Origin of the sequence: Mycolicibacterium wolinskyi, assembly GCF_002101965.1 — a bacterium.
GTDB lineage: Bacteria > Actinomycetota > Actinomycetes > Mycobacteriales > Mycobacteriaceae > Mycobacterium > Mycobacterium wolinskyi.
In genome coordinates this window covers 102,094-126,095 of record NZ_LQQA01000023.1, presented here as the reverse complement: position 1 = coordinate 126,095, position 24,002 = coordinate 102,094, and the positions used below count along the sequence as shown (strand labels likewise).

The 24,002-nt window shown below is 67.0% G+C and carries 22 protein-coding genes; 9 read left to right on the top strand and 13 right to left on the bottom strand.

All coding sequences use genetic code 11. The features are described from left to right. Positions 1-72 precede the first annotated feature (72 nt). Positions 73-1,362 carry a multidrug effflux MFS transporter gene (locus AWC31_RS20495; protein ID WP_085145854.1) on the bottom strand — a complete coding sequence of 430 codons (1,290 nt, stop codon included), beginning with the start codon at positions 1,360-1,362 and terminating at the stop codon, positions 73-75. A gap of 157 nt (positions 1,363-1,519) precedes the next feature. On the opposite strand from AWC31_RS20495, the gene AWC31_RS20490 reads away from it, so the two are divergent. The 3 genes from AWC31_RS20490 to AWC31_RS20480 all read left to right on the top strand — a co-directional run bounded on the left by AWC31_RS20490 (position 1,520) and on the right by AWC31_RS20480 (position 7,596). After that, the gene (locus AWC31_RS20490; RefSeq protein ID WP_067850883.1) at positions 1,520-2,278 is read left to right on the top strand and encodes a hypothetical protein; all 759 of its coding nucleotides are present in this window, start codon (positions 1,520-1,522) and stop codon (positions 2,276-2,278) included. Positions 2,279-2,450: 172 nt separating this feature from the next. After that, the gene (locus tag AWC31_RS20485; protein ID WP_085145853.1) at positions 2,451-6,152 is read left to right on the top strand and encodes a multifunctional oxoglutarate decarboxylase/oxoglutarate dehydrogenase thiamine pyrophosphate-binding subunit/dihydrolipoyllysine-residue succinyltransferase subunit; all 3,702 of its coding nucleotides are present in this window, start codon (positions 2,451-2,453) and stop codon (positions 6,150-6,152) included. Between the two features lie 139 nt (positions 6,153-6,291). Then, entirely contained in the window at positions 6,292-7,596 is a 1,305-nt protein-coding gene (locus tag AWC31_RS20480) for an MFS transporter (RefSeq protein ID WP_085145852.1), read from the top strand. Here the strand turns inward: AWC31_RS20480 and map are convergent, their stop codons facing one another. After that, positions 7,597-8,358 carry a type I methionyl aminopeptidase gene (map, locus tag AWC31_RS20475; RefSeq protein WP_085145851.1) on the bottom strand — a complete coding sequence of 254 codons (762 nt, stop codon included), beginning with the start codon at positions 8,356-8,358 and terminating at the stop codon, positions 7,597-7,599. 66 nt (positions 8,359-8,424) lie between these two features. Here map and AWC31_RS20470 point away from each other — a divergent pair, with 66 nt between their 5' ends. Together AWC31_RS20470 and AWC31_RS20465 are read left to right on the top strand one after the other, a co-directional pair. Further along, positions 8,425-8,691, top strand: coding sequence for a helix-turn-helix domain-containing protein (locus AWC31_RS20470; RefSeq protein WP_067850877.1), 267 nt, complete (start codon positions 8,425-8,427; stop codon positions 8,689-8,691). A gap of 85 nt (positions 8,692-8,776) precedes the next feature. Continuing rightward, complete coding sequence (locus AWC31_RS20465) at positions 8,777-9,601, top strand: SDR family NAD(P)-dependent oxidoreductase (RefSeq protein WP_085145850.1); 825 nt, start codon at positions 8,777-8,779, stop codon at positions 9,599-9,601. Between the two features lie 98 nt (positions 9,602-9,699). Here AWC31_RS20465 and AWC31_RS20460 read toward each other — a convergent pair whose 3' ends face one another. From AWC31_RS20460 to AWC31_RS37190, 4 genes are all read right to left on the bottom strand, one after another. Further along, entirely contained in the window at positions 9,700-10,533 is an 834-nt protein-coding gene (locus AWC31_RS20460; protein WP_085145849.1) for a glycine betaine ABC transporter substrate-binding protein, read from the bottom strand. An 8-nt stretch (positions 10,534-10,541) separates the two neighbouring features. Beyond that, entirely contained in the window at positions 10,542-11,744 is a 1,203-nt protein-coding gene (locus AWC31_RS20455) for an NAD(P)-dependent malic enzyme (protein WP_067850868.1), read from the bottom strand. 89 nt (positions 11,745-11,833) lie between these two features. Beyond that, positions 11,834-12,769 (bottom strand): magnesium transporter CorA family protein, encoded by a 936-nt coding sequence (locus tag AWC31_RS20450; protein ID WP_157894391.1) that lies wholly within the window; start codon positions 12,767-12,769, stop codon positions 11,834-11,836. A 31-nt stretch (positions 12,770-12,800) separates the two neighbouring features. Continuing rightward, positions 12,801-12,992 (bottom strand): hypothetical protein, encoded by a 192-nt coding sequence (locus tag AWC31_RS37190; RefSeq protein ID WP_133060194.1) that lies wholly within the window; start codon positions 12,990-12,992, stop codon positions 12,801-12,803. Between the two features lie 438 nt (positions 12,993-13,430). Between AWC31_RS37190 and corA the strand changes: the two genes are divergently transcribed. Next, positions 13,431-14,537 carry a magnesium/cobalt transporter CorA gene (corA, locus tag AWC31_RS20445; RefSeq protein ID WP_067850862.1) on the top strand — a complete coding sequence of 369 codons (1,107 nt, stop codon included), beginning with the start codon at positions 13,431-13,433 and terminating at the stop codon, positions 14,535-14,537. 3 nt (positions 14,538-14,540) lie between these two features. Here the strand turns inward: corA and AWC31_RS20440 are convergent, their stop codons facing one another. From AWC31_RS20440 to AWC31_RS20415, 6 genes are all read right to left on the bottom strand, one after another. Beyond that, the gene (locus tag AWC31_RS20440; RefSeq protein WP_085145847.1) at positions 14,541-15,146 is read right to left on the bottom strand and encodes a suppressor of fused domain protein; all 606 of its coding nucleotides are present in this window, start codon (positions 15,144-15,146) and stop codon (positions 14,541-14,543) included. Then, positions 15,143-16,438 carry an ABC transporter ATP-binding protein gene (locus tag AWC31_RS20435; RefSeq protein ID WP_085145846.1) on the bottom strand — a complete coding sequence of 432 codons (1,296 nt, stop codon included), beginning with the start codon at positions 16,436-16,438 and terminating at the stop codon, positions 15,143-15,145. Before AWC31_RS20435 ends, AWC31_RS20440 begins: the two co-directional genes overlap by 4 nt. 3 nt (positions 16,439-16,441) lie before the next feature. Next, positions 16,442-17,278, bottom strand: a complete 837-nt coding sequence (locus tag AWC31_RS20430; RefSeq protein WP_085145845.1) for a carbohydrate ABC transporter permease — start codon at positions 17,276-17,278, stop codon at positions 16,442-16,444. 1 nt (position 17,279) lies between these two features. After that, on the bottom strand, positions 17,280-18,167 hold the full coding sequence (locus AWC31_RS20425; protein WP_067850854.1) for a carbohydrate ABC transporter permease: 888 nt from the start codon (positions 18,165-18,167) through the stop codon (positions 17,280-17,282). Next, the gene (locus AWC31_RS20420) at positions 18,164-19,561 is read right to left on the bottom strand and encodes an ABC transporter substrate-binding protein (protein WP_085145844.1); all 1,398 of its coding nucleotides are present in this window, start codon (positions 19,559-19,561) and stop codon (positions 18,164-18,166) included. Before AWC31_RS20420 ends, AWC31_RS20425 begins: the two co-directional genes overlap by 4 nt. A 176-nt stretch (positions 19,562-19,737) precedes the next feature. Next, positions 19,738-20,250 carry a YflT domain-containing protein gene (locus tag AWC31_RS20415; RefSeq protein WP_085145843.1) on the bottom strand — a complete coding sequence of 171 codons (513 nt, stop codon included), beginning with the start codon at positions 20,248-20,250 and terminating at the stop codon, positions 19,738-19,740. Positions 20,251-20,378: 128 nt separating this feature from the next. Between AWC31_RS20415 and AWC31_RS20410 the strand changes: the two genes are divergently transcribed. Then, a complete protein-coding gene (locus AWC31_RS20410) occupies positions 20,379-21,071 on the top strand; it encodes a DUF4190 domain-containing protein (RefSeq protein WP_085145842.1) in 693 nt (230 codons plus the stop codon). 6 nt (positions 21,072-21,077) lie between these two features. On the opposite strand, the gene AWC31_RS20405 is transcribed toward AWC31_RS20410, so the two are convergent. Then, the gene (locus AWC31_RS20405) at positions 21,078-22,034 is read right to left on the bottom strand and encodes an HpcH/HpaI aldolase/citrate lyase family protein (RefSeq protein WP_085145959.1); all 957 of its coding nucleotides are present in this window, start codon (positions 22,032-22,034) and stop codon (positions 21,078-21,080) included. Positions 22,035-22,059: 25 nt separating this feature from the next. Between AWC31_RS20405 and AWC31_RS20400 the strand changes: the two genes are divergently transcribed. Continuing rightward, entirely contained in the window at positions 22,060-23,346 is a 1,287-nt protein-coding gene (locus tag AWC31_RS20400) for a magnesium transporter MgtE N-terminal domain-containing protein (RefSeq protein ID WP_085145841.1), read from the top strand. After that, a complete protein-coding gene (locus AWC31_RS20395; protein ID WP_085145840.1) occupies positions 23,343-23,891 on the top strand; it encodes a DUF1003 domain-containing protein in 549 nt (182 codons plus the stop codon). Before AWC31_RS20400 ends, AWC31_RS20395 begins: the two co-directional genes overlap by 4 nt. Positions 23,892-24,002 lie beyond the last annotated feature (111 nt).

Sequence of the window (24,002 nt, the reverse complement as noted above, 5' to 3'; positions counted from 1 at the left end):
GCCGGCTTCGACTGCCCAGCCGACGCTACGGACCCGCCGCTATCCGGACAAGTCCGGGGTGGTGCGACCGCATCAGGCCGGTTCGGCAACCGCCTCGGACACCCGCTCCTCATCGCCGGCCTGCGAATCGTCGTCGCGATCGCCGCCACCCCCGCGCACCCCGACGAGCAGCAGCGCCACCAACGCGATCATCATGCCTACCGTCATCACCGCCGACAGCGCGAGCGCACCGTTGCCGAGCGCACCGACCAGCGGCGCGACCAACGCCCCGAGGCCGAACTGTGCGGCGCCCAGCAGCGCGGCCGCTGTCCCCGCGGCGTCCGGGTGCCGCGACAACGCGACGGCGGGCGCGTTGGGAATCACGAGACCCATCGCGGCGAGAATCGCCAACACCGGCACGAGGAAGCCGAACAGACCGCCGACCCGGGCGACCGTCAGCCCGACGAACACGACGCCGGCCACCGAGGCCGCGGCCAGTGCCGTCAGGGTGATGGTCTGCGGGGTGAACCGCCGTAGCAGCACCACGTTGAACTGTGTCGCACCGATCAGCGCGATCGCACCCGCGGCGAACACCAGCGCGAACATCTGCTGATCGAGGCCGTAGCCGCCCTGCAGCACGAACGGCGCCGCCGAGATGTAGGCGAACAGACCCGACATGCCGAGCGCCGCGACGAGCACGAGGATCACGAACCGCGAGTCGCGCAGCAGTTCGCCGTAGGTCGCGACGATGCCGCGCACCTTCAGCGGGCGGCGATGCGGCGCGGGCAGAGTCTCGGGGAGGGCGAGCGCGCCCATCACCAACAGCGCGCCGGCCAGCACCACGAGCGCGACGAAGACCCAGTGCCACGAGCCCTTCAACAGCACCGCCGCGCCGAGCGAGGGCGCGAGGACCGGGGCGACACCGAGGACGAGCATGAGCCGCGACATCACGGTCGCGGCGGCCGAACCGGCGAACAGGTCACCGACGACGGCGACCGCCACCACCGCCGCGGCCGACGCGCCCACCCCCTGCAACACCCGCGCCAAGCCGAGCACGACGATGTTGGGGGCCAGCGCGCACAGCACCGACGCGGCCATGTGCAGCACGATGCCGACCATCAGCGGACGCCGACGGCCCAGCGAGTCGGACAACGGCCCCACGATCAGCTGCCCGAGCGCAAGCCCGACGAGTGTTCCGGTGAGGGTCAGCTGTGCGACCGACGACGAGACGGAGAGTTCCTCGCCGATCTTCGGCAACGCCGGCAGATACATGTCGATGGTGAGCGGGCCGAGCGTGATCAGCGCGCCGAGCACCAGGATCATCTTGAGGCGGCTTGGCACGCTCGCGGAATTCGACTGGCCCACGTCGGGCGATGATGCCATGGAATTTATTGGCTGCGCATATCAATATTTTGTTCCCGGATGCGGCAGTGATGGCCGTCACTGTCGGGCACTCAGGACAGGTCGCTGTTCGTTCTCTGGGCGCCAGGTGACGCGTTAGCCTGACAGTCAACCGCTGGGTTCTACACAGAGAGGCCCGATAGTGCGCGCTCGGTCGAAAAGCCATTTGCCGGCCACCGTCAACGGTGCAAACGGGGCGGCCGACGACCCAAGCACCGCCGCCAAGGTGCTGTCGGCCATCATCGCGAGCAGCGCGCGCGTCCAGGCGCCCGCGGTCAAGGCCTATGTGGACCGGCTCCGCAGTCACTCACCGGACGCGACCCCCGCCGAGATCGTGACCAAGCTGGAGAAGCACTACCTCGCCGCGGTCATGGCGAGCGGCGCCGCGGTCGGGTCGGCTGCCGCGTTCCCCGGCATCGGGACCCTGGTCGCGCTGTCGGCGGTCACCGGCGAGACCATGGTGTTCCTCGAAGCCACCTCGGTGTTCGTCCTCGCCGTCGCCGAAGTCCACGGCATACCCGCCGAACACCGCGAACGGCGCCGTGCACTGGTCCTTTCGGTACTCGTCGGCGACGACAGCAAGCGTGCCGTCGCCGACCTGCTCGGCTCGGGCCGGACGAGCGGGGCCTGGCTGTCCGAAGGCGCGGCGACGCTTCCGCTGCCCGCCGTGTCACAACTCAACAACCGGTTGCTCAAGTACTTCGTCAAGAGGTATACGCTCAAGCGCGGCGCGATGATGTTCGGCAAGATGCTGCCGGTGGGCATCGGCGCTGTCATCGGTGGTGTCGGCAACCGCTTGATGGGTAAGAAGATCGTCGCCAACGCCCGCAAGGCGTTCGGCGCAGCCCCGCCGCGGTGGCCCGCAACGTTGCATGTGCTGCCGTCCGCTGAGTCCTGACGACCCGCGCAAACCTCCCAGCCCATTAAATGTGGTGCCGTGGTCGGCGCGCGCCGAAAGGCGATAGCCTTTATGCGGCGGTCGTGCGGGGTAAACCGCCAACAGAAAAACAAGAGCGGCGAGCCTCCTTGTCACGGCTTGCCGGACACAAGAATCGAGGCGAGTGCCTGCCGTGAGCAGTTCACCTTCCCCATTCGGACAGAACGAGTGGCTGGTCGAGGAGATGTATCGCAAGTTCCGCGAGGATCCCTCTTCGGTGGATCCGAGTTGGCACGAATTTCTGGTCGACTACTCCCCCGAACCGACGACCGACAACGCCGTCGCAAACGGCCAGACGTCGGCGCCCGTCGCGCCACCCACCCCGGCACCCGCGCCCGCACCTGAGAAGCCGGCACCCGCCAAGCCCGCGGCGCCCCAAGCCCCCGCTGCCAAGCAGGCAGCGCCCGCAGCGAAGGCCGCACCGGCCGCGGCGCCCGCCGACGGCGACGAATCCCAGGTTCTGCGTGGTGCGGCGGCAGCCGTCGTCAAGAACATGAACGCGTCGCTGGAGGTGCCGACCGCGACGAGCGTCCGCGCGATCCCGGCCAAGTTGATGATCGACAACCGCGTCGTCATCAACAACCACCTCAAGCGCACGCGCGGCGGCAAGATCAGCTTCACCCACCTGCTCGGCTACGCGATCGTGCAGGCGGTCAAGAAGTTCCCGAACATGAACCGGCACTTCGCCGAGATCAACGGCAAGCCCAATGCCGTCACGCCGGCTCACACCAACCTCGGCCTCGCGATCGACCTGCCCGGCAAGGACGGCAACCGCTCACTCGTGGTGGCGGCCATCAAGCGTTGCGAGACAATGCGTTTCGGCCAGTTCATCGCGGCCTACGAGGACATCGTGCGGCGCGCCCGCGACGGCAAGCTCACCGCCGAGGACTTCTCGGGCGTGACGATCTCGCTGACCAACCCCGGCACGCTCGGCACGGTGCACTCGGTGCCGCGGCTCATGGCCGGCCAGGGCGCGATCATCGGCGCCGGTGCCATGGAGTACCCGGCCGAGTTCCAGGGCGCGAGCGAGGAGCGCATCGCCGAGCTCGGCATCGGCAAGCTCATCACCCTGACCTCGACCTATGACCACCGGATCATCCAGGGAGCGGAGTCGGGCGACTTCCTGCGGACCATCCACCAGCTGCTGCTCGACGACGAATTCTTCGACGAGATCTTCCGCGAACTGGGCATCCCGTACGAGCCGGTGCGCTGGCGCGTCGACAACCCGGATTCGATCGAGCACAAGAACCCGCGCGTCATCGAACTGATTGCGGCATACCGCAACCGCGGTCACCTGATGGCCGACATCGACCCGCTGCGCCTCGACAACACCCGGTTCCGCAGCCACCCCGACCTCGACGTGTTGACGCACGGTCTGACGCTGTGGGACCTCGACCGCGAGTTCAAGGTCGACGGGTTCGCCGGCGCCGAGTACAAGAAGCTGCGCGACGTCCTGTCGGTGCTGCGCGACGCATACTGCCGCCACGTCGGCGTCGAGTACACCCACATCCTCGAACCCGAGCAGCAGAAGTGGCTGCAGGAACGGATCGAGGTCAAGCACGACAAGCCGACCGTCGCACAGCAGAAGTACATCCTGTCCAAGCTCAATGCGGCCGAGGCGTTCGAGACCTTCCTGCAGACGAAATACGTTGGGCAGAAGCGTTTCTCGCTCGAAGGCGCGGAGACCGTCATCCCGATGATGGACGCCGTGATCGACCAGTGCGCCGAGCACGCGCTCGACGAGGTCGTCATCGCGATGCCGCACCGCGGCCGGTTGAACGTGCTGGCCAACATCGTCGGCAAGCCCTACAGCCAGATCTTCTCGGAGTTCGAGGGCAACCTCAATCCGTCGCAGGCGCACGGCTCGGGTGACGTGAAGTACCACCTCGGGGCGTCCGGCAATTACATCCAGATGTTCGGCGACAACGACATTCAGGTGTCGCTGACGGCCAACCCGTCGCACCTGGAAGCCGTCGACCCGGTGCTGGAGGGCCTCGTCCGCGCCAAGCAGGACCTGCTCGACACCGGTGAAGAGGCCGGCGGCTCGCCCAAGTTCTCCGTGGTGCCGCTCATGCTGCACGGCGACGCGGCCTTCGCGGGCCAGGGCGTGGTGGCCGAGACGCTGAACCTCGCGCTGCTCGACGGCTACCGCACCGGCGGCACGATCCACATCGTCGTCAACAACCAGATCGGGTTCACCACGGCGCCAACGGATTCCCGCTCCAGCGAGTACTGCACCGACGTGGCGAAGATGATCGGCGCGCCGATCTTCCACGTCAACGGTGACGATCCCGAGGCGTGCGCGTGGGTGGCCCGCCTCGCCGTCGATTTCCGTCAGGCGTTCAAGAAGGACGTCATCATCGACATGCTGTGCTACCGCCGCCGCGGACACAACGAGGGCGACGACCCGTCGATGACCCAGCCGTACATGTACGACGTCATCGACACCAAGCGGGGCTCGCGCAAGGCCTACACCGAAGCGCTGATCGGCCGTGGCGACATCTCGATGAAGGAAGCCGAGGACGCCCTGCGCGACTACCAGGGTCAGCTCGAGCGGGTGTTCAACGAGGTTCGTGAGCTGGAGAAGCACGCGATCGAGCCGAGCGAATCGGTCGAGGCCGATCAGCAGATCCCGCAACGGCTCTCGACCGCGGTGGACAAGTCACTGCTGGCTCGCATCGGCGACGCGCATCTCGCGCTGCCCGAGGGCTTCACGGTGCACCCGCGCGTCAAGCCGGTGCTGGAGAAGCGTCGCGAGATGGCCTACGAGGGCAAGATCGACTGGGCGTTCGCCGAACTGCTGGCACTCGGGTCGCTCGTGGCCGAGGGCAAGCTCGTGCGGCTGAGCGGTCAGGACACCCAGCGCGGCACGTTCACGCAGCGCCACGCCGTGATCGTCGACCGCAAGACCGGCGAGGAGTTCACCCCGCTGCAGCTGCTGGCCACCAACTCCGACGGCACGCCGACCGGTGGCAAGTTCCTGGTGTACAACTCCGCGTTGTCGGAGTTCGCGGCCGTGGGCTTCGAGTACGGCTACTCGGTGGGCAACCCCGACGCCATGGTGCTGTGGGAGGCGCAGTTCGGCGACTTCGTCAACGGTGCGCAGTCGATCATCGACGAGTTCATCAGCTCGGGTGAGGCCAAGTGGGGCCAGTTGTCGGATGTGGTGCTGTTGCTGCCGCACGGCCATGAGGGGCAGGGCCCCGACCACACGTCGGGCCGTATCGAGCGCTTCCTGCAGCTGTGGGCCGAGGGCTCGATGACCATCGCCGTGCCGTCGACCCCGGCGAACTACTTCCACCTGCTGCGCCGCCACGGCCTCGACGGCATCCAGCGTCCGCTGATCGTGTTCACGCCGAAGTCCATGCTGCGCAACAAGGCTGCGGTCTCCGACATCCGCGACTTCACCGAGAACAAGTTCCGGTCAGTCCTGGAGGAGTCGACCTACACCGACGGCGACGGCGACCGCAACAAGGTCACCCGGCTCCTGCTGACCAGCGGCAAGCTCTACTACGAGCTCGCGGCCCGCAAGGCCAAGGACAACCGCGAGGACATCGCGATCGTCCGCATCGAACAGCTCGCACCGCTGCCGCGGCGCCGGCTCGCCGAGACGCTGGACCGGTACCCGAATGTCACCGAGAAGTTCTGGGTGCAGGAGGAGCCGGCCAACCAGGGCGCCTGGCCGTCCGTCGGGCTCACGCTGCCCGAGGTGCTGCCCGACTACTTCACGGGCATCAAGCGCATCTCACGGCGCGCCATGAGCGCCCCGTCCTCGGGTTCGTCGAAGGTGCACGCGGTCGAACAGCAGGAGATCATCGACGAGGCGTTCGCCTAACCCCTTGCACCGCGAGCGACCGTGTCTGTACGTCGACACGCCGTCAACATCGGGCTTTTAGCGGTCGCTCGCGGCGCGGGTTCGAATCACCGCGCGCGCAATACTGGGCACGTCACGGTTCGGCGGCTACCCATTTAGGGTGACTTTGACCCAGGTCGCCGAACCCGCGGCGACACCCACGTCGGACAAGACCGTACGTACCGCGGTACTGGCGAGCCTGGTCGGCACCACGATCGAGTGGTACGACTTCTTCCTGTACGCGACGGCCGCGAGCCTCGTCTTCAACCACGCGTTCTTCCCCGATCAGAGCTCGTTCGTCGGGACCATGCTCGCGTTCGCGACGTTCGCCGTGGGTTTCGTCGTGCGGCCCATCGGCGGTTTCGTGTTCGGCCACATCGGTGACCGAATCGGCCGCAAGAAAACCCTCGCGCTCACGATGCTGCTGATGGGCGCCGCGACGGCGTTGATGGGCGTGCTACCCACGGCCGCCCAGATCGGCGTGCTGGCACCGATTCTGCTGCTGCTGTTGCGCGTCGTGCAGGGCTTCGCGCTCGGCGGCGAGTGGGCGGGCGCGGTGCTGCTGGCCGTCGAGCACAGCCCCCGCAACCGGCGCGGGTTGTTCGGCAGCATCCCGCAGGTGGGGCTCGCGCTCGGCCTGGCACTCGGCACCGGCGTGTTCGTGGTGCTGCAACTTGCGTTGTCCGCCGAGGACTTTCAGTCCTACGGCTGGCGCATCGCCTTCCTGATCAGCATCGCACTGGTGATCTTCGGTGTGGTCGTGCGCTTCCGGGTTGCCGAGACGCCCGCGTTCGAAAAGGTCCGCCAAGAGGACGACAGGTCAGCCGTTCCGGTGCGTGACATCTTCAAACCGCCCGTGCTGCGCTCGACCGTCCTCGGCCTGTTGTCGCGCTGGGGCGAGGGTGCGGCGTTCAACACCTGGGGCGTGTTCACCATCTCCTACGCCACTGCCACACTGCATCTTGGCAAGGTGCCGGTGCTCGTCGTGGTCACCGTCGCGGCGTTGCTGATGGCGGTACTGCTGCCCGTGTCGGGTCTGCTCGCCGATCGGTTCAGCCCGAAAACGGTGTACGCGACCGGTATCGCGGCCTACGGCCTGATCGTGTTTCCGGCGTTCGCGTTGTTCAACACCGGCAGCATCGCGGCCTATGCCATCGGAATGCTGTTGGCGTTCGGCGTGATTCACGCGTGGTTCTACGGTGCCCAGGGCACGCTGTATGCATCGCTGTTCCCCACCCGCAGCCGCTACACGGGTTTGTCCACGGTCTACCAGTTGTCGGGCGTGTACGCGTCGGGCCTGACGCCGCTGATCCTGACCGCGCTGATCGCCGCCGGCGGCGGCACGCCGTGGTACGCGTGCGCCTACCTGGCGGGTACCGCCGCGATCAGCGTCGTCGCGACGTTGTTGTTACGCCCCGAGCATTGATCACTGCGTGAGGATCAGCGGGCCGCCCTCGGTGATCGCGACGGTGTTCTCAGTGTGGGCGGTGCGCGATCCGTCGGCCGAGCGGATCGTCCACCCGTCCCGATCGAACACGATGCGGTCGGTCGTGCGCGCGAACCACGGTTCGAGCGCGAGCGTCATACCCGGACGTAACCGCATGCCGCGGCCCGCGCGGCCCTTGTTGGGCACGTGCGGGTCCTCGTGCATCGTGCGGCCCAGGCCGTGGCCGCCGAATTCGAGGTTGACGGGATATCCGTAGTCGGCGGCGACGGCGCCGATCGCCGCCGAGATGTCGCCGAGCCGGCCGCCGGGCTGCGCGGCCGCGGTGCCCGCGGCCAAGGCCTCCTCGGTGGCCCGCACGAGCCGGGCGTCTTCCGGCGCGGGGGTTCCGACGATGACGGTGCGGGCGGCGTCGGCCACCCAGCCGTCGATCGACACCGCGAAGTCCATCGTCAACACGTCCCCGTCGCGTAGTTGATAGTCGTGCGGAAGGCCATGCAGCACAGCGTCGTTCACCGAAAGGCAGATGACGTTGCGGAACGGGCCCGAGCCGAACGACGGGTGGTAATCCCAATAGCAGGACACCGCGCCGCGGCGTTCGATCATGCCGCGTGCGTGCCGTTCGAGGTCGAGCAGATTCACCCCGATGCCGGCGATGCCGCTCAGTTCGGTGAGCACTTCGGCGACGAATGCCCCGGTCACCCGCATGCGTTCGATCTCGTCGGCGGTTTTCAGCTCGATCACGTTTCCTCCTCGGTATTTAAATACCAACACTAGCGGTATTTATATACCAACGGCTACGGTGGTCACGTGGTCCGCACCCCGCTCACCCCCGAACAGATCGCCGCAGGCCGTCGACTGGGCAAGACGCTGCGGGACGCCCGCGGATCGCGCACCCTCGACGACGTCGCCGCGCAGGCGGGTATATCGCCGGAGACCTTGCGCAAGATCGAGACCGGGCGACTGCCCTCCCCCGCGTTCGGCACGGTGGTCGGCCTCAGCGCGGCGCTCGGGATCGACCTGCAGGCGCTCGCCGACGCCTGGTCCGACGCGGGCGCACCCGCGGTCGCGAGCTAACGGACGGCTGAGGCAGGGCCCCGTACGCGAGACCGCGGGTACCGGCTAATCTCGGTGCCAACCAACGGACACGAGGAGTGTGGGTATGGAGGGCTTCGCCGGAAAGGTCGCCGTCGTCACCGGTGCTGGATCGGGTATCGGTCAGGCACTGGCCATCGAGCTGGGCCGGTCAGGTGCGAAGGTGGCCATCAGCGACGTCGACACCGAGGGGCTCGCGGCAACCGAGGAGCGCCTCAAGGCGATCGGCGCCCCGGTGAAGGCCGACCGGCTCGATGTCACCGAGCGGGAGGCGTTCCTGCTCTACGCCGACGCCGTCAAGGAACACTTCGGCAAGGTCAACCAGATCTACAACAACGCGGGTATCGCGTTCACCGGCGACGTCGAGGTCAGTCAGTTCAAGGACATCGAGCGCGTCATGGACGTCGACTTCTGGGGTGTCGTCAACGGCACGAAAGCGTTCCTGCCGCATCTCATCGCCTCCGGCGACGGCCATGTCATCAACGTCTCCAGCCTGTTCGGGATCTTCTCGGTCCCCGGTCAGGCCGCCTACAACTCGGCCAAGTTCGCCGTGCGCGGCTTCACCGAAGCGCTGCGCCAGGAGATGGCACTGGCCAAGCACCCGGTCAAGGTGACCTGCGTGCATCCCGGCGGCATCAAGACCGCGATCGCGCGCAACGCCACCGCCGCCGAGGGGCTCGACCCCAAGGAACTGGCAGAGACCTTCGACAAAAAACTCGCCAATACGAGCCCGCAGCGGGCCGCGACGATCATTCTCGACGGCGTGCGCAAGAACAAGGCACGCGTGCTCGTGGGCCCGGACGCCAAGGTCCTCGACGTCATCGTGCGGATCACCGGATCGGGCTACCAGCGGCTGTTCCAGTCCGTCGTCGGCAAGACGATGCCGCGCTAGGAGCGCGCAGGGTCCCTCAAGCCTGACGAGCGACCGCTGACGTACACGTTTTGCGGCGTGTCGGCGTACAGACACGGTCGCTCGCGGTGCAAGGGGACTCAGTGGCCGAGCGGGTTGGCCTGTAGGAACGCGTCGGCGACCGCGCCGGGGTCGGCGCCCTCGGCGACTTGGCGGCGCATGTCGGCCAGGGATCCGGTGTCGAGCACGCCGGCGATCTCGTTGAGCGCCAGGATCTGGCGCTCGTCGAGCTCGTTGCGGCGGTAGAGCGGCACCAGGTTCTCGGCCCGGATGAGTGCGGTCTCGTCGGCGAGCACCACGAGCTCGGAGGGGATGGCCGGGTCGGCCGTGGTCGACCAGGCCGCGTTGATCTTCCCGGCGCGCAGCGCGGCGAACAGGCTCTCGTCGTCGGGGAATTCCCGCGTCTTGGGCAGCTCGCACGAGCCTACGGAGGCGGGCACCCGCGCACCGGCGACCGAGCCGGGGCGAACCGCCGCACAGTTGCGCCGCAACGCCGCGAGGTCTGTGCCGTCCCACTGCGCTGCGGTCGCCTCGGTCACGACGACGGCGGGCTTGTCCTGTGCCGACATGGTGTAGTCACCGGCCGCGATGCCTTCCGGCAGCGCCGACACCAGATCGCGGTACACCTGTTCGTCGGCCCGCGCGGTGGCCGCGGGATCCAACGCCGTCAGGAACCGGCCGGTGAACCCGGGCAGCACCGTGACCGAACCGGAATCCAGGGCACCCATCGCCTTGTCGGTGTCGATGACCTGGGCGGGGGTTCCGTAATACCGAAGTGCGGCCGCATAGAGATGGCCGATGACGGCGGACTCCGGGCCGGGGGCCGCCCCGACCGCCATCGCGGCCGGGGCCGGATTTGCACCGCAACCCGAGATCAGTAGCGCCAACAGCGCCAACGCCAGGGTGCGGCGCATGCGCCGACTCAGGATTCGGATGCCGCCGCGACCGCGGCGGCGACAGCCGGACCGACGCGGGGATCGAGCGCGCTCGGCACGATGTGATCGACGGCCAGGTCGTCGCCGACGACCGAGAAGATCGCCTCGGCCGCGGCCACTTTCATCTTCTCGGTGATGCGGCGGGCACCCGCGTCGAGCGCACCGCGGAACACCCCGGGGAACGCCAGCACATTGTTGATCTGGTTCGGGAAGTCGCTGCGACCGGTCGCGACGACGGACGCGTACTTGCGGGCCGCATCCGGGTGGATCTCGGGATCCGGATTCGACAGCGCGAACACGATGCAGTTGGGCGCCATCGTCGCGATGAGCTCCTCGGGCACCAGACCGGCCGACACCCCGAGGAAGACGTCGGCATCCTTGAGCGCCTCGGCCATGCCTCCGGTCAGCCCGCGCGGATTGGTCCGCCCCGCCAACTCGGCCTTGAACGGATTGAGGCCGTCGCGGCCCGTCGACACGATGCCCTGCGAATCCAAGACCGTGATGTCGGTGATGCCCTTGGCCAGGAGGATGTTGGTGCACGCCACGCCGGCCGCGCCGGCCCCAGAGACCACGACCCGCAACTCGTGCATGTCGCGCTTGAGCACCTTGGTGGCGCCGAGCAGCGCGGCGAGCACGACGATCGCGGTGCCGTGCTGGTCGTCATGCATGACCGGGCAGTCCAGCGCCTCGATGACGCGGCGCTCGATCTCGAAGCAGCGCGGTGCCGAGATGTCCTCGAGGTTCACCGCACCGAATGTCGGCCGCAGCCGGACGAGGGTCTCGACGATCTCGTCGGGATCCTTGGTGTCGAGCACGATCGGGATCGAGTCCAGCCCGCCGAACGTCTTGAACAGCGCGCTCTTGCCCTCCATGACGGGCAGCGACGCGGCCGCGCCGATGTCGCCGAGGCCGAGCACCGCGCTGCCGTCACTGACCACCGCCACCAGGCGGTTGGCCCACGTGTACTTGGCGGCCAGGGTGTGGTCGGTGGCGATGGCCCGGCTCACCTGGGCGACCCCGGGTGTGTAGGCGATCGACAATGCCCGCTGGGTATCCAGCGGCGACTTCAATTCGACCGAGAGTTTTCCGCCTTCGTGAGCAGCGAAGATCTCGGCGTCTTCGACGACTACTTGCGGGGTGCGCACCTCTGACTCGCGCTCACGCGAGGAAGCGACTGTGGATTCCGACACGGCGTCAGGGTACTTCAAGGCCAGATCTCACAGGGGCGGGTTCCCCGTTGGTGAGCGGTGCTTTACGCCCGTGACATGACCTCGGCAAATCAGCGCAGCCAGCCCTTCTGCTTGATGTAGGCGAGCGGGATCACCGCCGCCACCAAGGTGAACAGCGTCGTGACCAGGAAACCGTGCTGCCACTCCAGTTCCGGCATCCAGGTGAAGTTCATCCCGTAGAACGTCGCGATCAACGTGGGAGGCAAGAAAACCGCCGTGATGATGGTGAACACCTTCACGATCTGGTTCTGCTTGACGTCGAGCCACGTCATGACCGACTGCTGGAGGTAGCGGACCTTGTCGTGTTCGAATCCGGCATGTTCCTTAACCCCGTCGATGTCGGCCAACAGAATGCCGATCAGCGCGTCGAGGCTCGTTGCCTCCTTCGGCGTTTCGGCCATCAGGTGCCGGGCCGCGCGAGCCAGCAACAGCTGGGATTCCTGGGTGCGCGAAACGATCTCCTCGGCCTCGTTCATGCGTGACAGGACGCCGCGCATGTCGCCGACGCCGATCTCCCGCCCCTTGGCGTCATAGCCTTCCGTGGCCATTTCGATTTCGTCGTTCATCGCCTCGAGGGCATCGCTCGCGTACTCGATCACCCGCTCGGACGCTTCGTTGAGCGCCCACAGCAACGCATACATCACCCCGTAAGCGGACTCGGCCAGCTCGGGCTGGCGCCGCATCTTGGCGATCGCCTTGTCGAAGGGAGCGAAATGCTCGCCTGGCTGCAACGTGACCACGTACTCGGAGCCGAGGGCGAACATGATCGCCTCACGCTCGATCTTCTCGCGGCGCTTGAAATTCACCACGACCGGCAGGTAGATGAAGTTGTCGGTCTCCCAGACGCGGCCCTTCGCCGCGGCGACCGAGAAGTCGACCCCGATCTGTTCGCGCAACTCGGCGGCCTTCGAGCTGTCGGCGGCCGAAAGCGCAATCCAGTGCCGGCCCAACACATCTGAGCGGTCGGCAGTACGAAAAGTCGTCATGGTTCCCTCCAGGGCGTGTTGTCGGTGCGGTTTACTGCCCGTAGGACTGGTGAGCCGGAGACACCGAGGACGATCCGACCTCGTGCTGCGGATGGCCATAGTGCAGCGCCAACAGCCCGGCACAGATCAGCAGATACAAGCCCACCGTGAACCAGATGACCTGCCGCTCGAGGTTCGGCGTACGACGCCGCCGACGGTCACGGGACGGAAACAGGGTGATCACTTTCGGTTCTCCAATCAGTCTGTGCGCCATGGGACTACAGGCGCACGCCAGCAAGCGCCCAGCCAGGAGCCCACAAGGAACCCATGAACGGACGCGCGAAAATTGTTGTGGCGACACAACTCACCCGTCGATCAGCGGTCGACGCCACTGATGTCAGACAGGTTCGGATCAGGTAAGACCGGTGTCAGCGCAGGGTTGACGAGAGCCCATCCACGAGGGCAGCTTCGAACTGTGCGCCGGTACTGTCGCCGGGCATATGCCGCTCACCTCGCTTCCTGTGTCGGCTCGACGGCACATCGGAGTCAGTGCCGCGATCATTGAAGACTCAGTCGGAAAGAATGTCAACCGGCCGGATTTGCCACGGTGCGCGCCGTGCGGACCGCGTAGCATTTTGCAGGTACCGAGCTACCGGTTCCACCGCAGTGAAGGGAGGCTCAGATGCCGTCATTCCGTGCACTGCCACCGTCGTTGCTGCGCCCGGGTGCGCGCGACCGGACCTCCCCGGCGGACGCCACGAACATCCACGTCCCGGTCGCGCGGGCGATGGTCGACTGCGGTGTGTACAGCGAGGGGCAACGCCTGCCCGGCAAGTTCACACACGCCGGTGCGGTCGAGAAGGTGCGTGAACTGCAGGCTGCCGACAAGAAAGCCTTCGTCTGGATCGGTCTGCACGAGCCCGACGAGTTCCAGATGCAGTCGGTTGCCGACGTGTTCGGCCTGCACGAACTCGCCGTGGAAGACGCCGTGCACGCGCATCAGCGGCCGAAACTGGAGCGCTACGACAAGACGCTGTTCCTCGTGCTCAAGACCGTCAACTACGTCGAGCACGAATCGGTGTCGAACGCTCGTGAGATCGTCGAGACCGGCGAGATCATGATCTTCGTCGGACCGGACTTCGTGGTCACGGTCCGCCACGGCGAACACGGCGGCTTGGCGGGGGTGCGCAAACGCCTCGACGCGTCACCGGCAATCCTCAAGCTCGGGCCGTTCGCGGTGATGCACGCGATCGCCGACCACGTGGTGGACAGCTACCTCGATGTCACCGACCTGATGGAAACCGACATCGACGCGATGGAAGAGGACATCTTCTCGCCGCGCACGCAGACCAACATCGAGTGCATCTACCTGCTCAAGCGCGAAGTCGTCGAGATGCGTCGCTCCGTCGGCCCGTTGACGCTGGCGTTGGCCCGGCTCCTCACCGACCACAACGATCTCATCTCGGTCGAGGTGCGCCGCTATATGCGAGATGTCCACGACCACAACGTGCAGGCGTCCGAGCGCATCACGAGCTACGACGAGATGCTCAGTTCGCTCGTGCAGGCCGCGCTCGGCAAGGTCGCGATGCAGCAGAACGTCGACATGCGCAAGATCTCGGCGTGGGTCGCGATCGCCGCCGTGCCGACCGCGATGGCAGGCATCTACGGCATGAACTTCGACAACATGCCCGAATTGCATTGGACCTGGGGCTATCCCATGGTCCTGCTCGTGATGGCCACGGTGTGCTTCTTGCTGTACCGCACGTTCCGGCACAACAACTGGCTCTAGCGTTCAGCTGGGACTGGCGGCTCTTCGGGTGGGGTCCTGCACGTCCACGCCGTCGGCCTGCCATGCCTCGCGCATCGCGTCGGCACCCTTCAGCCGCACCCACGCGGCCTCGGTGGGGGTTATCGGAGTGGCCGAGAGCACCCGCACCGGCGACAGCGGCTCGGGCAGCGCGATGTCGTCGATATCGCTGTCGCCCAACAAGAATGCGGTGAACGGCGCCGATTCGAACAACGGGGTCTCGAGGTCGACGAGCGCGTCGGCGTCGAGTATCAGACCCTCGACGGCCGGTGCCGCGGCCAGCACCGCGAGCGACTTGGCCAGCCCGGTCGGGGTGGCTCCTCGCAGCGACACCACGACCTCGGCCCGCGGGCCGTGGATGGGATCGGACACCAGCTCGGTCGGGTCGAACATCGGGTGACGCGAACAGCCAAGTGTCACATAGTGATACACCTCGGCGAAGTCGCTGCGCAGGTCGGGGCCGTACCGCAGAACGTCGATGCGTTCGCTGCCGAGGAAGGTGATGCTGGCGCTGACGGGCTCGGCGGTGATTCCCGCCGCGGTGAAATGCGCGTCCAGCCGGGCCCGAACGGCAGCCAGGACGTCGATCACTCTTTCGTCGGTTCCTCCGGCTTGTCGGCCGGCTCGGTTTCGCCGGCCGGCTCGGCGGGCGCCTCCGGTGCGGCTTCCTCGGTCGTTTCGGCCGGTTCGGCGGCATCGGCCGCCTCGGCGGCCGCCGTGAGGTTCAGCCCGGTATCGGCGTCGAAGATCACCAATTTGGAGGTGTCGAACGCCAACTCGATCTGCTGGCCCGTGGTCACGCGCGATTCCGACGACACCCGCGCGACGAACTCGTTGACGCCGACACCCGAATCCGCGGCCAGCTCGGCCAGCTGCGCGGCCTGCGCGCCCGCACCCTCGGTGGTGAAGTGCACGTACTTGTCGGCGCCGAGGGATTCCACGATGTCGGCCCGCACCGTGAAGGTCAGCGCCCGGATCCGCGCATACCCGTCGAGCAGCGACGAGTCCTCGAGATGCTCGGGCCGGATACCCACGATGATGTTGTCGGGCTTGGGATGGCGCGCCAACAGATCGTGCACCTGCTGTGTGAGGGTGACCTCGCCGAACGGCAACCGCACCCCCACATCGGTGAACGTCGCCGGGAAGAAGTTCATCGCCGGGGATCCGATGAAACCGGCGACGAACAGGTTGGCCGGGTTGCTGTACAGCTCGTCCGGCGTGCCGATCTGCTGCACCTCACCGGCCAGCAGCACGACGACCCGATCGCCGAGCGTCATCGCCTCGGTCTGGTCGTGCGTGACGTAGACGGTCGTGGTGCCGAGCCGGCTCTGCAGCCTGGCGATCTCGGCACGCATCTGCACCCGCAGCTTCGCATCGAGGTTCGACAGCGGCTCGTCCATCAGGAATGCCTTGGGGCTGCGTACGATTGCGCGGCCCATCGCCACACGTTGGCGCTGCCCGCCGGACAGCTGGGCCGGCTTGCGGTCGAGCAGTTCGGTCAGATCGAGGATCTTGGCCGTCTCCTCGACCTTGGCCGCGATCTCGTCCTTCTTCAGCTTGGCCAGCGTTAGCGGGAACGCGATGTTCTGGCGCACGGTCATGTGCGGGTAGAGCGCATACGACTGGAAGACCATGGCGATGTCACGGTCCTTGGGCGCCTTGTCGTTGACGAGCTCACCGCCGATGCGCAACTCCCCCGACGTGATGTCTTCGAGTCCCGCAATCATGTTCAGCGTCGTGGATTTTCCGCAGCCGGACGGGCCGACGAGGATGATGAACTCCCCGTCGGCGATCGTCATCGAGAATTCTTTGACGGCCGCCCTGACACCGCCTGCGCCGTCGGGGTAACTCTTGGTCACCCTGTCCAACACGATTTCGGCCATCGCCTACCCCTTTACCGCACCGGATGTCAGGCCAGCGACGATCCGTCGCTGGAAGATCAGAACAAAGATGATGATCGGGATGGTGATGACCATAGCGCCGGCCGCGATCGAACCGGTCGGCTCCTCGAATTGCGAACTGCCCGTGAAGTTCGCGATCGCCACCGGCGCGGTGATCGCGCGCTGCGTAGCGGTCAGCGACAACGCGAGCAGCAGGTCGTTCCACGCGAAGATGAACACCAGAATCGCCGCGGTGACGATGCCCGGGGCGGCCAGCGGCGCGATCACCTTGCGGAACGCCTGCGCCGGGGTGGCCCCGTCCATCTTCGCGGCCTTCTCCAAATCCCAAGGGATTTCCCGGAAGAACGCCGACAGCGTGTAGATCGCCAGCGGAAGCGCGAACGTGATGTAGGGGATGATGAGGCCGGCCCACGTGTCGAACAGGCCGAGGGCGCGTTCGATGTTGAATATCGGTGTCACCAGCGAGATGTGCGGGAACATCGCGATCAGCAGTGCGATGCCGATCAGCAGCTGCTTGCCGGGGAAATCGAGCCGCGCGACGGCGTAGGCGGCCATACCGCCGATGACGACCGCGATGAACGTGGTGATCAGACCGATGCCGATCGAGTTGATCAACGCCGAACTGAACGCGTCGCCTTGGAAGATGGCGCGGTAGTTGTCGAGCGTGAACTCGGCCGGAATGAGCTTGCCGTCCTTGACACTTGACGTCGGCTTGAGCGACAGGCTCAGGATCCACAACACCGGAACCAGCGCGTAGACGACCACGAGAATGTTGACGATCGTCCACCACGTGACGCGCCGGGCGCTCGTTGCACCGGACATTTCAGCGGCCCTCCTGCTCGGCTCCCGGCGCGGCGGCCCCGAAGATCTTGATGTAGATGAACGCGATGACGGCCACCGACAAGAAGATCAACACACTGATCGCCGAGCCGAGGCCGACATTGAACGCCTTGAACAGGTTGTCGTAGCCCAGGATCGACACCGAACCGGTGTTGTTGGCACCGCCGGTCAGCACGTAGATGTTGTCGAAGATCCGGAACGCATCGAGGGTCCGGAACAGCAGCGCGACGAGGATGGCCGGTTTGATCAGCGGCAGAATGACTTTGACCAGACGCTTCCACGCGCCCGCGCCATCGACCTGGGCCGCGTTGAGCAGGTCTTGCGGCACCAGCGCGAGCCCGGCCAGCAACAGCAGCGCCATGAACGGCGTGGTCTTCCACACCTCGGCCAGGATCACGATCGCCAGTGACGGCAGTTGTTCGGTCAGCGGCGCACTGCCCTCGGGCAGCAGGTTGGCGAGGTACCCGGTGCCCGGCGTCCAGGCGTAGTACCAGCTGTAGGACGCCGCGACGGTCACGATGCCGTACGGGATCAGCACCGCGGTGCGCACCACACCCTTGCCGAAGATCGTGCGGTGCATGACCAACGCCAGCGCCATACCGAGGACGAACTCGATGGCGACCGAGATGACGGTGATCGCGAGCGTGACGGCGAACGCGGTCCACCAGTACCGGTCGGTGAGCACGGTCTGATAGTTGGCGAACCCGACGAATGCGGTGTCGTCGGGTTCGGCAAGGTTGTAACGCTGCAGGCTCAGCCACACGGCATACCCGATCGGGTAGGCGGTCACCGCGAGCATGAGAAGGACCGCGGGGGCGATGAGGGCGAACGCGAGCCTGCGCTCGGATCTGCGGTTCTCCGTTGTGGTCACGGGATCAGGCCCTTCCCGTCGATCGCCTTCTGCACCGCGTCGGCCAGTTCGTCGGCGGTCTTCTCCGGATCGATGTCGGAGATGGGCGCGAGTGTCGCCGACATCCGGGTCGACACCGCCTGGTACACCGGCGTCGCGGGCCGTACGGCCGCGTCGGTGAGTTGCTGGCGGATGATGTCGTACTGCGGGTACTTCATCTGGAAGGCCGGGTCGTCGTAGAGCGATTCGCGCACCGCGGGCAGACCGCCCTCGATCGAGGTGTAGCGCTGGTTTTCGACATTGCGCAGGCACCGTATCGCCTCGAACGCCTCGGCCTTGTGCTGGCTGGTCTTGGCCACCGCCAGGTTCAGGCCGCCGAGCGTGACCCTGGCCGGCTGGCCCGGCTGCACACCCGGATACCGGGCGAATCCGAACACCTTCTTGCTCGCCTCGAACGCGACCCGGAACTGCTCGTCACTCGGCGCGAACGTGCCCACATCGTTGATGCTGCCCTCAAGCGCGGGATCCTCGTTGAGGGGCAGGAACGACACGCCGCCCTTGACCGCGTTTTCCAGAAGCGATGGCAGCACGTAGGGCCAGTTGACCTCCAGCGCGGCCTTGCCCTGCTCGAGAGCCAGCCGGGCGGTGGTCTCGTCGGTCTGGGTCACCGACGGGTCGGCTCCCGGTGCGGTCGCCACCGACTTGATGATCTGCAGCGCCTTGACCGTCGCGGCGCGATGCTCCTCGGTGTCGGTGAGGGTCACCCGCTGCCCGTCGTCGGAGAGCACCTGCCCGCCCGCGCTTTCCAGCAGCGTGTTGAACCACACCACCAGACCCTCGTACTGCTTGCCCTGGACGGCGATCCAGCTCGGCTCCCCCGCGGCGTGCAGCCGGGTCGCCGTGGCCACCATGTCGTCCCAGGTGCTCGGCGGTTCTGGCATGAGATCGGCGCGGTACCAAAGCAATTGGGTGTTCGTGGTGATCGGGGCGGCATACAGCTTGTCCTGCCAGCGGGCCGTCTCCAGCGGCCCGGGCAACGTGTTCTCCATGGCGTCGGCCTCGGCCAGGCCCGCGGGGTCGTCGGACAACGGCAGGGCCCAGCCGGCTTCGGCGAACTCTGCCGTCCACACCACGTCGAGCGCCATCACGTCGAGCGACTTGTCGTTGCCGGTGAGCCGGCGAGCGAGCTGCAACCGTTGGTCGTCGGCGCCCTTGGGCAGGTTGCGCTGCTCGATCCGGAACCGCCCGCCGAGCTGCTCGTTGCAGCGCTTGGCGACAGCGGTGAAGGTGGCCGACTCATTGGCCGGCGTGTAGTAGTTGATGACGGTGCCACCGGTCTGCGAGCCGCAGGCCGAAACCACCGATGCTGTCGTCAGCGCGGCCACTGCCGCAGCACACAGCCGCCGAGCGTGCACCGCTCCGCCTCCCGTCCAGTTCCGATGTCGCCGTCGAAGCGACTCCGGGCGGGCAACCTCCCGCGCGCAAACCGTAGAGCCAGATACGCGTGATATGCAACACTTTCGGCACTGCGCGTCGCAATCGTGACCTGCGCAGCTTTGCCAGCACGTCCCGCGCGGGCCTCGCGCGCGGATCAGATCGTCAAGCGCGCCAGCAGATCCCGGCCCTGTTCTGCGCTCTGCGGATCGCACAGCACGTCATAGCGGCCGGCGACGAGCTGCATGGTCGAACTGAAATCTCTTGTGCCGCGAGCCATCGCGTACGGGATCGCCGAGGTGATCAGACCGAAGAACACGCCGGCGATCAGGCCGGTGAGCAGCGCACTCCACGGACTGGGGCTGAAAAAGCCGAGGATCAGGCCGATGAACAGGCCCAACCAGGCGCCCGACAGCACCCCGCCGCCCAGCACCTTCGGCCAGCTCAGCTTTCCGGTGACCCGCTCGACCTGCATCAGGTCCACCCCGACGATCGTCACCTGCTGTACCGGGAACTGTTGATCGGACAGGTAGTCGACCGCCCGCTGGGCTTCGGCGTACGTGGGGTACGAGCCGATCGGCCACCCCTTCGGCGGCGTCGGCAACGCCCCTCGCATCGGACTGCCGGACGCATTGCCCGGCGCCTGTCCGGGCTGGAATGGGCTCGTCATCGATCTTCACTCTCCTCTGTGCCGCCGGTTCTGCGCGACTTCTCTACCTACAGCAACGATCCGTCCCGGGAATTGGTGCCACCATGACGTGACCTGCGGCCCACCGTCCGTGCGCTAGGTTGAACAGCATGACAAACCCGGGCGGTAACGCGGGCGAAACGTCACCATCCGAGCCCGGCACCGGGCCGTCGGAGCCGTCGTCGAGCGGTTACGAAGCACCTCCCATCGAGCAGTCTCAGGATCGGCCGCAGGGTGGCGAAACGCAACCGTTGTACGAGGCGGGGCCGGCGTACCCGCCGGTGAATTACCCGGCCGACTATCCCCCACCGCCCCCGGGCTGGGCGCCACAGCCGCCCGCCGGGCCGCCGCCCTACGGCGCGCCGCCGACGCCGGATCCGCTTGCCCCGCTGGACTATCCGGCCGGTGCCGGGTTGCCGCCGCCGGCGTTCCCGCCGCCGACGCCGCCGGGTTATCCGCAGCCAGGTGCCGGTTTCCCGCCGCCGAACTATCCCCCGAATCCCGGATATCCGGGCTACGGCTACCAGACCGACCCGTATGACCCGTACGGCCAGCCCCGGCCGATGGGAACCAACGGCATGGCCATCGCGTCGCTGGCCTGCTCGGTCGCCGGGCTGATCTGCTGCCTGCCCGCCGTGGTGGGGCTGATTCTGGGTTTCATGGGCATGCGCGAAACCCGCCGCACCGGTCAAGACGGATACGGACTCGCCTTGGCCGGCACCATCATCGGCGGGATCGTCACCGCGGGCACGGTGCTGTACGTGCTGGTCCTGCTCGTCATGGCGGCTGTCGGCAGCACCTGATACGGATCAGCTGGGCGGACGGAACGGCTCGGCCTGCCGCGACATCCCGGCCGCCCGGCCCTTGCCCGCGATCACGAGCGCCATCTTGCGGCTGGCCTCGTCGATCATCTCGTCGCCGAGCATCACCGCACCCCTCGCGCCTCCGGCCTGCGAGGTGTGCCATTCGTAGGCGTCGAGGATCAGCTCGGCGTGGTCGTAGTCGGCCTGGCGCGGGCTGAAGATCTCGTTGCCCGCCTCGATCTGATCGGGATGCAGCACCCATTTGCCGTCGTATCCCAGCGCCGCCGACCGCCCGGCGACGCGCCGGAACGCGTCGGTGTCGCGCACCTTCAGATAGGGCCCGTCGATGGCGTTGATGCCGTGGGTACGCGCGGCGATCAGAATGCGCATGAGCACGTGGTGGTGCGCGTCTCCGACGTCGTAGCCGTCGGGTTGCTCGCCGACCACGAGAGTCCGCATGTTGAGGCTGGCCATCATGTCGGCAGGCCCGAGCACGAGCGCCTGCACGCGCGGGCCCGCGGCGATCGCGTCGACGTTGGTCAACCCCTGCGCGTTCTCGATCTGAGCTTCGATACCGATCCGGCCGACCGGAAGTCCGTGCGTGGTCTCCAGTTGGCTCAACAGCAGATCCAGTGCGTGGACATGAGCGACATCGGTCACCTTGGGCAGCACGATCAGGTCCAGCACCGCACCGGCAGTCGAGACGACCTCGATCACGTCGGAGTAGGTCCACGGTGTCGTCCAGTCGTTGACCCGCACGCCGCGCAGTTGACCCGCCCAGCCGTCCTCGGCCAGCGCGACGGCCACCTGGGTGCGAGCCTGCGCCTTGGCGTCTGGCGCGACGGCATCTTCGAGGTCGAGGAACACCTCGTCTGCCGGCAGGGTTTTCGCCTTCTCGATCATCTTGGCGCTGCTGCCGGGAACGGAGAGGCACGTTCTGCGGGGCCGATACGTGTTGTCCACGACCACAGTCTCTACCCTTTGACTCATGGCGGCGGTGAACAGGGTGTACGCAGCCCGGCTCGCGGGGCTGGTGGTGCTGGGCCCCGACGGTGAATCAATCGGCCGCGTCCGCGATGTGGTGATCAGCATCAGCATCGTTCGGCAACAGCCGCGAGTCCTCGGGCTGGTTGTCGAATTGCTCACCAGGAGAAGGATTTTCGTACCGATCCTGCGGGTGACGGCGATCGAGCCGGGCTCGGTGACGTTGGCGACCGGCAGCGTGTCGCTACGCCGGTTCGCCCAACGGCCCGGCGAGGTGCTGGTACTGGGCCAGGTGCTGGAGACCCGGGTCAAGGTCGTCGACCCGGATCTGCCGGAGCTCACCGGGATCGATGTCGTCGTGGTCGATCTGGGTATCGAACAGACCCGGACCAGGGACTGGATGGTCACGCGCGTCGCAGTGCGCCCGCAACGTCGGCTGGGCCGGCGCAGCAACATCCACGTCGTCGACTGGCAGAACGTGCACGGCCTGACGCCCTCGGGTCTGGCGATGCCCGACCAGGGCGTGGCGTCCCTGCTCGAGCAGTTCGAAGGCCAACGCCCGGTCGAGGTTGCCGAGGCACTGCGCGAGCTGCCCGCCAAGCGCCGATACGAGTTGTTCCGGGCGTTCGACGACGAGCGGCTCGCCGACGTGCTGCAGGAGCTTCCCGAGGACGAACAGGCCGAGGTGCTGCAACAGCTGAACACCGAACGCGCGGCCGACGTGCTCGAGGCGATGGACCCCGACGACGCCGCCGACCTGCTGGGAACACTGACGCCGGCCGACGCCGAGGTGCTGCTGGGCCGGATGGACCCCGAAGATTCCGAGGATGTGCGTCGCCTGCTGAGCCACTCGCCCGATACCGCGGGCGGTCTGATGACCTCCGAGCCGGTGGTCCTGGCGCCCGACACCACGGTCGCCGAGGCCCTGGCCCGGGTACGCGATCCCGACCTGACACCTGCCCTGGCGTCGTTGGCGTTCGTCGCGCGCCCGCCGACCGCGACGCCGACGGGCCACTATCTGGGCTGCGTTCACCTGCAGCGGCTTCTACGCGAACCTCCGGCCACGCTCGTCAGCGGCATCGTCGACGTCGACCTGCCGACGTTGGGCCCGCAGGACTCACTCGCCGCGGTGACGCGCTACTTCGCGGCGTACAACCTGGTGTGCGGCCCGGTCGTGGACGCCGAGAGTCATCTGGTGGGCGCCGTCTCGGTCGACGACGTGCTCGACCATCTGCTGCCCGACGACTGGCGCGAACGTGACGAGCCCGAGCTGCCGGTGACCGGGTCATGACGGAAACCTCAGCGCGCCAGCGGCTGGACACCCCGCGCGCGACGCGTGGCCTCGGGCTGCACTTCGACGTCGAGGCGGTCGGCCGGTTCAGCGAATCCATCGCCCGGTTCCTCGGCACCGGGCGCTACCTCGCGATCCAGACCATCGTGGTGATCGTCTGGATCGCCCTGAACCTGTTCGCGGTCAGCCTGCAGTGGGATCCCTACCCGTTCATCCTGCTGAACCTGGCGTTCTCCACGCAGGCGGCCTACGCGGCGCCGCTGATCCTGCTCGCCCAGAACCGCCAGGAGAACCGCGACCGCGTCGCACTCGAAGAAGATCGGCGGCGGGCCGAGCAGACCAAGGCAGACACCGAGTTCCTGGCCCGCGAACTGGCGTCGCTTCGGCTGGCGGTCGGCGAGGTCGCGACCCGCGACTACCTTCGCCGCGAGCTGGACGAGCTGCGGGACATGATCAGCGCACTGCAGCAACCGCCGGTGGACGGCGAACGCCCCAAGTCAGGCAAACCCGACAGCGCCGAGCGCCGGTCGAAACGCAGTAGCTGAGGGCAGGGTCGGCCATTGTCGCAACAAAGGAACCTGTACTAGGTATGGTGACTTGGTTCACAACGTGTTTGTGAGATACATAGCGGTCGGAGTGGAGCTAAGGACGGTCAA